The following is a 12,061-nucleotide window of genomic DNA, read 5'->3' as shown; positions in this document are numbered from 1 at the left end:
GCCATCTGCCGGACCTGCCCGCTGCTCGCCTCCTGTACCAGCAACGCCAAGGCTGAGCGCAGCATCACCCGCCATGTCTGGCGCGAGGCCCGCGAGCGGACCGACGCCAACCGCCTCACCTCATGGGGCAAGGCCATCTATAAACGACGAAAAGAGACGGTCGAGCGGTCCTTCGCCGATGCCAAGCAACTCCTCGGACACCGCTACGCACGCTTCCGAGGCTTAACCGGCGTCACCTGCCAATGCCTGCTCGCCGCCACCGCACAAAATATCAAAAAAATCGCCATGGCACTCACCAAAGCACCAACGCCAAGCCCGGCCTGAGAGGGAAACCCCCTCACAAATCACACCCGCACAGAGCCATCCGTCGCGTAAAACAATTCCCCGCCCAAAAATGAGCGGGGTTTGTCAGCGGTCTGAGGCCCCTTTCGGGGCCTTTTTTCGGTTCAGCCTTCGCCTTGCGGGCGTTCAAAGGCGTCCTTGCCGTCAAAACGCTGCAATTTCTCGATATGCATCCAGGAGAATTTCGCTCCGATGCGCTGCACCAGATAGGAAATTTCCGGCTGTCCCTCGGCGGTGTTACCAGCCAGAGAGATCGGGTGCTTCAGCATGAAGCGCGCGGCGAAATGGTCTACCAGGAAGGTTTGCCCGCCCGTCGGCGGATAGACGGTGACCCCGCGGTTGGAGATGCCGGTGAGGGTGAAGGGGCTGTATGCGGAGATTTCCTCCAGCGTCTTGCCCAGCGTCTCGGCGTCCAGGTCCGTCTCCAGGAACACATCAATGCCCACCAGCTCACGGGTCGAGGGTTCCATATGCGCGGTCAGCTTCGGCCAGGCGGTGAGTTCCAGCTTCTTGTAGGTGCGGGACTTCATGGCCGAGTTGCGGCCGAGATTGGAGATCACCTGATCCGTGAAGGCCTTGGTGCCCACGCCATGGCCGCGCGGGGCAAGGTCGCCGGTGAGGTTGCGGCCCTCGGCCAGCGTCACGAACAGCGCCTGTTCCACCTTCTCCGCCACGTCAAACGCGCCAATATGGCGCAGCAGCATGATGGAGGCGGAGAGCAGGGCGGTGGGGTTGGCCATGTCCTTGCCCGCGATATCCGGCGCGGAGCCATGCACGGCCTCGAACATCGCCACCTGATCGCCCAGATTGGAGGATGGCGCGATCCCCAGCCCGCCGACCAAGCCCGCCGCGAGGTCGGAAATGATGTCGCCGTTCATGTTGGAGGTCACGATGACATCGTAAGCCTCGGGGCGGATCACGAGCTGGTGCGCGCAGTTATCAATAATCACCTGCCCGGCCTTGATGCCCGGAAATTCACGGGCCACCTTCTCGCCCATGCGCTTCATCATGCCCTCGGTGAGCTTCATGATGTTCGCCTTGTGCGCCACGGTCACGCTCTGGCGTTCCTCGGCCAGGGCCACACCGTAGGCGGCGCGGATAATGCGCTCGCAACCCGGCGCGGTCATCAGCTTCAGGCACTGCGCGACGGTGGTGGTCTGCATATGCTCGATACCGGCATATACGTCCTCCACGTTTTCGCGGACGATCACCATATCGATCCCACGGCCGGAAAACGGCGTCTGGATGCCGGGCAGTTCACGCACCGGGCGAATATTGGCGTAAAGCTCGAAATATTTGCGCATCGTCACGTTGGCGGATTTGCCGCCATAGCCGATGGGGGTTTCCAGCGGGGATTTCAGCGCCAGCTTGTTGGCGCCGATGGAATCGAGCGTCTCACGCGGCACGCCGGTGACCACCCCGCGTTCGAACGCCTTGGCGCCAGCCTCGGCGAATTCCCATTCAATGGGGGCCTCGGCGGCGGCCAGGATCTTGATGGTGGCATCCATGACCTCGGGGCCGATACCGTCCCCCGGCAAAGCTGTGACTTTGGTTTTCGGGGCTGGGGTGGCATCAGCTGTCATGAACTTGCTCCATGCATTATGTTTAGGTGCGCGCCTTATAGCCTCCTGTTGCGACGCGGCATATAGCGACGCAAGGCAATGCGGCTATGGGCTGAAGGCGGCTCTGGAGGCTATCCGCCCGCGATCTTGAAGGCCCGCGCGGCGGGCGGAAACACAAATTTGAGAGGCCCAGCCGGACCGGTTTGCTCGCACCATCCCGTCCCGCGGACCCAGTAGCAAATTTCAACCGGATGCTTCCCAGCGAAAATCCGCTTCATGACGACACAGGATTCGCGCGTGAAACCGGGTGGAATGTTTGCGCTGCCCTTGACCGCGACGATGGCATCCGCGTTCACGGCATCCCGCATCGAGGTGAAACTGGTTGTGCTGAAAAGCGGAACGATCGGCATGAAGTAGCTGTTCGCCTCCCCTACAGCCACGAGACAAGGATGGCGCGCCGCCAACTCACCATAAAGTTGTGAAGCGGTGGTCTCCAGCAACAAATTATAGGCGGTGAAAGGGGTAATGAAGGGGCCGGAGAGCAGGAACAGCCCCAACCCCCAGCGTTTCGCCATGGAGAGGCGAGGCATGACACCGCCCAGCCCGATGCCAATCAGCGGCACAATCAATGCAATGGCCGGAAACAGGAACCGGAATTCCTTATGCGGGATCAGATTATGCTCGGCGATAATGGCAATCGCGGCAACGGCCAGCATCGGCGCTACCCGTGCGCCCCGCCAAGCCAGGGCGATGATTGCGGCAAGGCTCCACAACCAATCGGCCAGGAAGCGCAGAACATAAAACCAAGGAGGTTGCGCACCGAAGGCGCCAGAGGAAATGCCAAGAACAGCATTGAGATAGGCATTCAGCCACAAGCTGCGAAAAGGCTGGCCCCAGGTCAGCCAGTCCAGCCCGCCGACCAACAAGACCGGCAGGCAGGCAATGCCAACGCCCATCAGCCATGTTTTCACATTCCGGCCACAGAGATAGAGGCCGATAACGGCAATGGCCGGTGCCAGCTGTTCGCGCAGAACAAAACTTAGCCCCAGCAGAAACCCAGCCGCCATAATATGCCGGGACTCGCCGGTTTGCCGTGCGCGCGTGGCAAAATAAGCGGCGGGAACCAGACTACAGGCTGAAAGCACGCCTTCCAGCGCATGTGGCGCCATGATCCAGAGATCCGGCCATATCGCTGCCAGCCCGCCCGCGATCAACCCGCCTTTGATGCCATGATAGATCCGTCCCCACTGGAACGCGCACCAGACAATCGAGAGCGACAGAAAGCAGAGCAGCAGCTTGATCAGCGCCACCCCGGCGGCGGGGGAGCCGCCCAAGGCCTTTACCACCCACATCGGTCCCGCCAGCACGCCTGGAATCAGCCAGGAGCGCAAACCCACCTGATATTCCCACGGGACCGGCCCGTGATGATAAACCAGCCGGTGCGCCTGACCGAGATATTGCGCGATTTCATCGGGCGCGATGAAATTATGGTCGAACAGCGCCACGGGCAGGCGGAAGGCCAAGGCCAGCAACAGGCAAGTCAGTAATGGATATCTGGCGAGCCAGCGCCGCATATGCAGGTTCCTTGCGTGCGGGAAGGGGTTTAGCCCGGCACGCCCTTGGTGGTGGAATATTCGAAATGCAGCGCCTTATCCGGGTTTACGATGTTATAAATCGCATGTGCCGCCACCGCACCCTCGGCGAAGCCTTGCAGGATCAGCTTCAGCTTGCCCGGATAGGTGCAGATATCCCCCACCGCGAACACGCCGGGCAGGGAGGTTTCCATGGTCGGGGGGGTAACCGCCACATGGCTTTTTTCCAGTCCCAGCCCCCAATCGGCAATCGGCCCCAGCTCCATGGCCAGCCCGAAGAAAGGCAGCAGCACATCGGCGGGCAGATGCCTTGTGGCGCCATCCAGGTCCGCCACTTCCACTTCTTCCAACGCGCCAGCCGCGCCGTGCAAGGCGTGAAGCTGGTATGGAATCACCATTTCCACCTTGCCCGCCATGGCCAAGGTGTCGAGCTGGGCCGTGCTCTCTGGTGCGGCGCGGAATTTCGGGCGGCGATGCACCACGGCGATGCTGGCGGCGATTCCCTGTAAGGCCAGCGCCCAGTCCACCGCCGAGTCGCCCCCGCCCGCGATCACCACGCGCTTGCCACGCAGATTTTCACGCTTCTTGACATAATAGCGCACAGCGCCGGTGGCCTCGAAGCTTTCCAGCCCCTCCAGAGGCGGGCGGTTGGGGCCGAAAGCCCCGGCCCCGGCGGCGAGAATAATGGCCTTGGCCTGGATTTCATCGCCCGCGCTGGTGGTGAGGGTGAAGTTCCCGGCCTCACCAGAAAGCCCCGTCACCTGCCGCCCCAGCAGCTTGGCGCACGGGAAGGGTGCGATCTGCTCCTCCAGCTTGGTGATCAGCTCGCCGCCCTCAATGGCCGGGTGGGCGGGAATATCGTAAATTGGCTTTTCAGGATAAAGCGCGGCGCACTGGCCGCCCAACTCGTCCAGCGCGTCGATCAACACGCAGGACATTTTCAACATCCCACATTCGAACACCGCGAACATGCCGGCAGGGCCAGCGCCTATGATCGCCACATCGGCAGAAATCCGTTCCATGCGCCTGCTTTGCCCTGGCCCCCTTTTCCAATCAAGCGTCTGGCTCCAAAACAAGCGCATGCGTTTGTACTTAAAGGACGAGTCGGAGACCCGGCGACTGGGAGAAAAGCTGGCCGCCATCGCCCGGCCAGGTGATGTTCTGCTGCTGGAAGGCCAGTTGGGGGCTGGAAAATCCAGCTTGGCGCGGGCCTTTATCCGCGCCCTCATGGGCAACCCGGCCCTGGCCGTGCCCAGCCCAACTTTCACGCTTGTGCAAAGCTACGAGACGTCGGGCGGCACCGAGATCTGGCATTATGACCTCTGGCGGCTGGACGGGCCAGACGCGCTGGAGGAGTTGGGATGGGACGAAGCACTCAGCGGCATTACCCTGGTGGAATGGCCGGAACGCCTGGAGGATTTCACCCCGCCCGGGGCGTGGCGGCTGCGGCTTTCTTTGTCCGGTACGGGACGCGAGATTGAGATTGAAGGCGATTTGAGAGGCTTTGATGCAACCTGACACAGCGGTGATTTTCTGCGCGGGGCTGGGCGAACGGATGCGGCCCTTGAGCCTTTCCACGCCCAAGCCGCTGCTGCCTCTGGCGGGCCAGCCAATTCTGGCGCACACCATGGCGCGCTTGCGCGATGCCGGGGTCGAGAAAGTGATCGCCAACGCCTTCCATCTGGCGGATCAGGTGGAAAGTTTTTTCGCCCAATATGACAACGTCACCGTGCTGCGCGAGGACAGGCTGCTGGACACAGGCGGCGCCCTTGCCGCCATGGAAGCGCAAGGCGTGCTGCCGGACGTGCCCTTCTATATTCTCAACGGCGACTCCTATTGGGTGGACGGCCCTTCCGCCGCCCTGCCGCGCCTCGCCGCCGCCTTTGACACCGCGCGGGAGGATGCAACCTTGCTGCTCGCCCGCTCGGCGGGCACCATCGCCGAGACGCGCTATGGTGATTTCATGTGGTCCCGCGAAGGTGAGCTGCGCCGCAGGCTGGAGCGCGAGGTTGCCCCTTATCTCTATTCCGGTATTCAGATCGCCACCAAAACGCTGCTGCACGGCGCGGCGGTGGAGTCTTTCTCCATGAACCGCCTCTGGGACGAGGCGCTGGCCGAAGGGCGGTTGAACGCGATCATCCATGACGGCGTCTGGCTGCACATGACCACCCCCGCCGACATTGAACGTGCGGAGGAGCTTCTCGCCGCGCGGGAAGTGGGTAATTCCACCTGATGCCGCGCCGTCCGCGCATCGGCGCCTTCCCGCCAGAGGCCGCGTTTCTGCCCGCGCTTGCCCGGTTGTGGCTGGATGAAGACGGCGGGCATGAGGGGCTGATCATTCTGCCCAGCCGCCGCGCCGCGCAGGCTCTGGCCGGGGCGTTTCTGGAAGCCAATGAAGGCAAGGCGTTGCTGTTGCCGCGCATTGTGGCGCTGGGCAATATCGATGAGGCCAGGCTGTTGCTCTCGGCCGGGTTCTCCTTGCCGCCCGCCATGGCTCCCGCGCGGCGGCGGGCGCTCCTGGCGCAACTCATCCTGCGGATGCCGCAGGAGAGCGGCGCCCCGCAAAAACTCCCCGCCGCCTGGGAACTGGCCGCCGAATTCGCGACGCTGCTGGACGAGGCCGACCATGCCGGGGTGGATCTGGCGGCGGCGTTGCCTAATCTGGTCCCGGAGGATTTTGCCGCGCATTGGCAGCGCACGCTGGAATTCCTCACCATCGTTACCCACGCCTGGCCGAACATCCTCGCGTCTGAGGGGGTGATGAACCCGGCCAAGCGCCTGGTCTTGCTGATTGAGGCGCAGACCAAGGCCTGGGGTGAAAACCCGCCCTCCGGCCCGGTCTGGATGGTCGCCGCCGAGGGCACGCCCGCCATCGCCCGCATGGCGGAGATGGTGGCGGGGCTGCCGCAAGGCCGGTTGATATTGCCTGGGTTCGACCCGCATTTGTACGCGGACGCCTGGGACGGCGTTGAGGATTCCCACGCCCAAGGCGGCATCGCCCGGCTGCTGTCGGATATTGGCGCGCGGGTGGAGGAGGTTGAGCAACTGCCCGCCTTGCCCGGCGCCGTACCGCGGGGGCGCGGTGCCGTGCTCTCCCGCGCCTTGCTGCCCGCCGCCGCGTTGTCGGAATGGCAAAATCCTGTGTCTTTAAACCTAAACGGCCTTTCACGGCTGGAAACTGGCGACGAAGCGCAGAACGCTTTGGCCATCGCCATGATCCTGCGCCAAGCCTTGCAGACGCCAGGACAAAGTGCGGCGTTGATTACCCCGGACCGGGCTTTGGCCGCGCGCGTGGGGGCGGCGCTGAAACGCTTTGGCATCACGGCGGATGACAGCGCGGGCGAGCCGCTCGCCGCCACCCCGCCCGCCGTGTATCTGCGCCTGCTGGCCCGCGCCGCGCGGGAGGATTATGCCCCGCTGCCGCTGCTGGCGCTGCTAAAACACCCGCTCGCCACGGGTAACCTTCCCCCGCAAGCCTTCCGGGACATGGCGCGGCGGCTGGAAAAGCATGCCTTGCGCGGCCCGCGCCCGCCGCCAGGGTTGGAAGGGTTGCGCTTCCGGCTGAGGGAAGAACATCAGGCCGAAAAGGATTTCCTCACTCAATTGGAGCGCATTCTCACCCCCTTGGCTCTGGCCGGTGCGGTAACGCCCGTGGCGGCGCTGACGGCACTGATCGAGGCTGGCGAAACCCTCGCGGCCACGCCGGACGAGCCCGGCCCGGCACGGCTTTGGGTGGGGGAAGCGGGCAACGCGCTCTCCGCCTTGCTGGCTGAAAGCCTCACGGCGTTGGAGGACATGCCAGACATGGCCCCCACCGATCTGCCGGACCTTCTGGACGCGCTACTGGCAGGCCAGGTGGTGCGCCGCCCGCGCGCGAAGGACGGCCACCCCCGCATCGCCATTTGGGGCATTCAGGAAGCGGCGTTGCAAAGCGTGGACGTGGCGGTGCTGGGCGGGTTGGTGGAAGGCGTTTGGCCCTCCCCGGAGGAACCTGGCCCCTGGCTCTCCCGCCCGATGCGCAAGCAGGCCGGGCTGCCCAGCCCGGAATTGAAAATCGGCCAGGCCGCGCATGGATTTTTCTCCCTGGCCAGCGCCTGCCCACACGTGATTCTCGCTGCCCCCAAACGGCGCGAGCGCGCCCCCGCCGTACCCGCCCGCTGGCTGACGCGCCTTGCCGCGATGCTGGCGGGTCAGGGGATTGATCTGCCCCAACATGAGGCGGCACTCTGGGCCGCGCAGTTGGACCTGCCGCAACAGCGCACACCGCGCCCCCGTCCGCGCCCCAAACCGCCCGCGGACAAACGCCCGCGCGTTTATTCCATCTCAGACATCGCGACCCTGCTGGCCGACCCTTACGCGATTTACGCCAGAAAGGTGCTGAAGCTTTCCCCGCTCGACCCGCTGGACGAGGAGAGCGACGCCAGCCAGTTTGGTGATGTGGTGCATGCTGGTTTGGCGAAGTTCTTCGCGGTATCCGACGTGAATGCGCCAGACGCCCCCGTGCGCCTGCGCCATGTGCTGGAAGTTGCCATGCGCGAATCCCGCCCGCGTGAGGCGCTGGCCCAATGGTGGCTGGCGCGGCTGGAACGCATCGCGGATTGGTTGGTGGAAACCGAACGGGCCCGCGTGGCCGCCAACGGTATGCCCATCGCCCGCGCCCTGGAGCATAAGGGTGAATGGAAACTTCCTGGTGATTTTCTGCTGAAAGGCCGTGCCGACCGGATTGAGCGTGATACGGACGGCAAGCTCCGCATCATCGACTATAAAACCGGCACTGTGCCGCCCGAGAAAAAAGTAAAAGCCGGTACCGCCCCGCAATTGCCGCTGGAAGCCGTGATGGCGGAGGTTGGTGCCTTTGGCGAGGGCTTCATGGCCGAGGTGAAAGAACTGCTTTACGTTGCTCTCTCCGGCCGCGCGGCGGCGGGGGCCGAGACAATGCTTTTGAAAAAACCCGAGGAACTGCGGGAGGTGATTGAACGCGCGGCGGGCGTGGTGGAGCTGCTTGAGAAATTCGCTGATCCTGAAAAGGCGTTTCTTGCCTCTCCCCATCCGGGGCGAGAAAACAAATACGATGTTTACGCGGGCGTTTCGCGCCGTGCCGAATGGGGTGGGGAGGATGAAAATGTCAGCGATTGAAGACGCCAACCGCCAGCAATTAGCGGCATCCGACCCGGTCATTTCCGCCTTCGTCGCGGCTTCGGCGGGCAGCGGCAAGACCAAGCTGCTCACCGACCGTCTGCTGCGTTTGATGCTGGCGGGCACGGCGCCGGAGAAAATCCTCTGTCTCACTTACACCAAGGCGGCGGCAGCGGAAATGCGAATCCGCCTGAATAAGCGCCTCGGTGAATGGGTGGCGATGCCGCGTGAGGATTTGAGCGCGAAGCTGCTGGCGCTGGATGTCGCGCCGGATGCTAAAACCCTCTCCCGCGCCCGCAAGCTCTTCGCGGATGTGCTGGATCTTCCAGGCGGAATGCGGATTGAAACCATCCACGCCTTTTGCCAGTCGCTCCTGCGGCGCTTTCCGCTGGAAGCCCGGCTCTCCCCGCATTTCACCGTGGCGGATGACGAGGCGGCGGGTCAGCGTTTGCGTGAGGCGCGGGAGCGCGTGCTGGCCCACCCAACCGCGCGTGGCGCCGTGGGCACGCTGGCGGCGGAAATCGACGAACAGCGTTTCTCCGACCTGAGCGGCAAATTTGTTGAAGGCGTGGGCAGTAAATTTCTGAAACAAACGCGAGCGGCCATAACGGCGTTGCTGCGCGCGGCTTTGGCGGCGGAGGATGAGGACGAAGTTGCTTTGCTGCGCCATTTCGTTTCACCGCCACGCGAGACAGAATTGCGTGATTATCTGCGGCTGGTGGCCAACCGCGGAACGCAAACGGGCCAGAAGTGGGCTTATGTCGGGCTGGATTGGCTTGCTTTGACACAAGATCAACGCATTGCAAACAGGGTGCCGTGGCTCGAAACGTTGTTTACTCAAAAGGGCACAGTGCTCACCCTGAGTAAGCATTTCGGCAAAGCACTTGAGGCTGAGAAGTCATTCATCAAGGCGGAAATAGAAAAAGAAGCCGAGCGCATCCGGCATCTCCAGGACCGCCTGAAACTCGTCCGCCTCGTCAACATCAACCAGGCGCTGCTGGACATTCTCAGTCCCGTTGCGTTGGCGGAGCGTGAAGCCAAAAGCCTCGCTTCTGAACTTTCCTATAGCGACCTTATCAACCAGACATCGGAACTTCTCATTGACCCCGGTGCCGCCTGGGTACTTTACAAGCTGGATGGCGGCATCGAGCATTTGTTGCTGGATGAGGTGCAGGACACCGCACCCGCCCAATGGGAAATCGCCAACGCCATCGCGGCGGAATTTTTCGCCGGCCTTGGCGCGCGGGAGGAGCCGCGCAGCATCTTCGCGGTGGGTGACCCCAAGCAGTCCATTTTCTCCTTCCAGGGTGCAAATCTTAAAAGCTTTGGCTTTTACAAAGACAAATTCAAAGCCTCCGCCATCTCCGCCGGGCGCGGCTGGCTGGATGGCGCGTTGTCCGTCTCCTTCCGCTCCACCGCTCCGGTGCTGGAACTCACCGACGCCGTATTCGTCGAAGGCCCCGCTCGCAGCGGCGTCATCGCACCGGGCGAAACGCTGCGCCATGACATCAGCCGCGTGGGGCAGGCGGGTAAAGCCACCCTCTGGCCCCTGGCCGAAGCCACCGAAGCCGCCGAAATCCCAGATTGGGATCTGCCAGAGGATTACCAGAACGCGGACTCTTCCATTGCCATCCTTGCCCGCAAGCTGGGCGACTACATCCAGGACCGCCTGACCCAGCCTCTGCCCGCGAAAAACCGCAATGCCCGCCCTGGCGATTTCCTCATCCTTGTTCGTTCACGCGGCGCCATTGTCGGCGCGGTCACTTCGGAGCTTAAATCACGCGGCATCGATGTCGCGGGGCTGGACCGCATGGTATTGCCGCAACAGCCCGTGGTGTCGGACATGCTGGCCCTTTGCGATGCGCTGCTGTTGCCGGAGGATGATCTCGCCTTCGCGCAGTTCCTCGTCTCCCCGCTCGGCGGCCTGCCGGACGAAAGCCTCATGGACCTCGCGATGAACCGCCCCGGCTCCCTGGTTGGCGCGCTCTATGCGCGGGCAGAAGAACGCGCCGAATGGCGCGCGCCCAAATCATTTTACGAAGCCCTGCGCGCCCGCGCGGATTTTGACACGCCCTTCGCCCTGCTGTCGGACGCGCTGGGCGTACTCGGCGGCCGTGCTCGCCTGCTCTCACGCTTTGGCCCGGAAGCCGCCGAACCTCTGGACGAGTTCCTGGCCGAGGCGCTGCAATTCTCCATCGCCGAGCCAGGCAGCTTGCAGGCCTTTGTTCATCGCTTGCGCAACGCCGCCACCGCTATCAAGCGCGAGGCTGAGGCAGGCGGCGATGAAGTCCGCATCATGACCGTGCACGGCGCCAAGGGGTTGCAAGCCCCCATCGTCATCATGCCGGATACGGTAAGCTTGCCCCAGGCGGAAACCGGGCTGCTTTGGATGGATGTGCCGCAATCGGACATGCAAATCCCCATCTTCTGCCCCCGCACCGAGCTGCGCGCCAATGTTCTGGCGGCTGAGTTGCAGGCTAAGCGTAACGCGCAGATCGAGGAATATAACCGCCTTCTTTATGTGGCGCTCACCCGTGCCGAGGATGAAATTCTCATCTGTGGTGCCGCTGGACGCCGGGCCATCCCGCCGGATTGCTGGTATGAGTCCGTGAAATCCGGCTTTAACCGCCTGTCCGCCCGGCAGGAGGGCAATGGCGATCTGGTATATGACTGCCCCCAAACCGCCAAGCCGGACGGCATCACCCAGGCCCGCGAAGCCCGCACCGCCGTCTTGCCACCCTGGGCCGGCCGCGCGCCAGACTGGCAGGCCGCCCCCGCGCCGAAGGAAGCCCCAGGGCCGGAACGTATCGTCCCTAGCCGCGTGACGGAGGAAACCTCCCGCGCCGCTTTGGCCATCAGCCCCCTGGCCGGGCCGCAAACGCCCGCCGCCAAACGCGCGGCGGCCATGGCGCGCGGCACGGCGGTGCATGCCTTGTTGCAGCATCTCCCCAGCCTGCCCGATTCGGCCCGGCGGCAAGCGGCCATGGATTATCTCTCCGCCCAGCCCGGCTTGGCGGCGGAGGCGGCGGAAATTTGCGCCTCGGTCCTGACAATTCTGCATGAACCCAGCCTTGAACCGCTCTTTGGCCCCGGCTCTGGTGCTGAAATGCCGCTGGCTGGCGTGGTGGCGGGCCGCGAGGTTGGGGGTGTCGCGGACCGTGTGTTCATCGGCCCAAACGAAATCATCGTCGCGGACTACAAGACGGACAGAAATCCCCCTTCCAGCCCGGCCGGGATTCCAGAGAAATATCTTCTCCAGCTCGCCGCCTACCGGGCCGTGTTGCGGCAGATTCATCCTGGCCGTCCCGTGCGGTGCGTACTGGTCTGGACCGCGCGCGCCGCCGCCATGCCCGTGCCTGACGCGCTGCTGGAGAGAGCCGGGCTGGCTTGATCCCCCCGGCATTCACCGCCATGTTACGAAAAATTCTA

The 12,061-nt window shown here is 63.7% G+C and carries 8 protein-coding genes; 5 read left to right on the top strand and 3 right to left on the bottom strand.

Going from position 1 to position 12,061, the window contains the following annotated elements:
- Positions 1-324: transposase (locus BUB54_RS16905; RefSeq protein ID WP_139284971.1), on the top strand; the 324-nt coding region annotated here is incomplete at its 5' end.
- 122 nt (positions 325-446) lie between these two features.
- On the opposite strand, the gene BUB54_RS16900 is transcribed toward BUB54_RS16905, so the two are convergent.
- From BUB54_RS16900 to BUB54_RS16890, 3 genes are all read right to left on the bottom strand, one after another.
- Positions 447-1,925 (bottom strand): NADP-dependent isocitrate dehydrogenase, encoded by a 1,479-nt coding sequence (locus tag BUB54_RS16900; protein WP_048880138.1) that lies wholly within the window; start codon positions 1,923-1,925, stop codon positions 447-449.
- Between the two features lie 110 nt (positions 1,926-2,035).
- On the bottom strand, positions 2,036-3,478 hold the full coding sequence (locus BUB54_RS16895; protein WP_048880139.1) for a glycosyltransferase family protein: 1,443 nt from the start codon (positions 3,476-3,478) through the stop codon (positions 2,036-2,038).
- A gap of 29 nt (positions 3,479-3,507) precedes the next feature.
- Positions 3,508-4,518 carry an NAD(P)/FAD-dependent oxidoreductase gene (locus BUB54_RS16890; RefSeq protein WP_048880140.1) on the bottom strand — a complete coding sequence of 337 codons (1,011 nt, stop codon included), beginning with the start codon at positions 4,516-4,518 and terminating at the stop codon, positions 3,508-3,510.
- Between the two features lie 58 nt (positions 4,519-4,576).
- Between BUB54_RS16890 and tsaE the strand changes: the two genes are divergently transcribed.
- The 4 genes from tsaE to addA are packed head-to-tail and all read left to right on the top strand — an operon-like array spanning position 4,577 to position 12,023.
- A complete protein-coding gene (tsaE, locus tag BUB54_RS16885; RefSeq protein WP_048880149.1) occupies positions 4,577-5,014 on the top strand; it encodes a tRNA (adenosine(37)-N6)-threonylcarbamoyltransferase complex ATPase subunit type 1 TsaE in 438 nt (145 codons plus the stop codon).
- A complete protein-coding gene (locus tag BUB54_RS16880) occupies positions 5,004-5,729 on the top strand; it encodes a nucleotidyltransferase family protein (protein ID WP_048880141.1) in 726 nt (241 codons plus the stop codon). Before tsaE ends, BUB54_RS16880 begins: the two co-directional genes overlap by 11 nt.
- Positions 5,729-8,632 (top strand): double-strand break repair protein AddB, encoded by a 2,904-nt coding sequence (addB, locus tag BUB54_RS16875; protein ID WP_048880142.1) that lies wholly within the window; start codon positions 5,729-5,731, stop codon positions 8,630-8,632. The genes BUB54_RS16880 and addB overlap by 1 nt, the downstream gene beginning before the upstream one ends.
- Positions 8,619-12,023, top strand: a complete 3,405-nt coding sequence (gene addA / locus BUB54_RS16870) for a double-strand break repair helicase AddA (RefSeq protein WP_048880143.1) — start codon at positions 8,619-8,621, stop codon at positions 12,021-12,023. The genes addB and addA overlap by 14 nt, the downstream gene beginning before the upstream one ends.
- Positions 12,024-12,061 lie beyond the last annotated feature (38 nt).

It is taken from the genome of Acidocella aminolytica 101 = DSM 11237, from assembly GCF_900129125.1.
Lineage (GTDB): Bacteria > Pseudomonadota > Alphaproteobacteria > Acetobacterales > Acetobacteraceae > Acidocella > Acidocella aminolytica.
This window is presented reverse-complemented; position numbering and strand designations above follow the sequence as displayed.

Coding starts and splice junctions, on each gene's coding strand:
- BUB54_RS16900 (WP_048880138.1), bottom strand. CDS start 1,925: ATGACAGCTGATGCCACCCCAGCCCCGAAAACCAAAGTCACAGCTTTG.
- BUB54_RS16895 (WP_048880139.1), bottom strand. CDS start 3,478: ATGCGGCGCTGGCTCGCCAGATATCCATTACTGACTTGCCTGTTGCTG.
- BUB54_RS16890 (WP_048880140.1), bottom strand. CDS start 4,518: ATGGAACGGATTTCTGCCGATGTGGCGATCATAGGCGCTGGCCCTGCC.
- tsaE (WP_048880149.1), top strand. CDS start 4,577: ATGCGTTTGTACTTAAAGGACGAGTCGGAGACCCGGCGACTGGGAGAA.
- BUB54_RS16880 (WP_048880141.1), top strand. CDS start 5,004: ATGCAACCTGACACAGCGGTGATTTTCTGCGCGGGGCTGGGCGAACGG.
- addB (WP_048880142.1), top strand. CDS start 5,729: ATGCCGCGCCGTCCGCGCATCGGCGCCTTCCCGCCAGAGGCCGCGTTT.
- addA (WP_048880143.1), top strand. CDS start 8,619: ATGTCAGCGATTGAAGACGCCAACCGCCAGCAATTAGCGGCATCCGAC.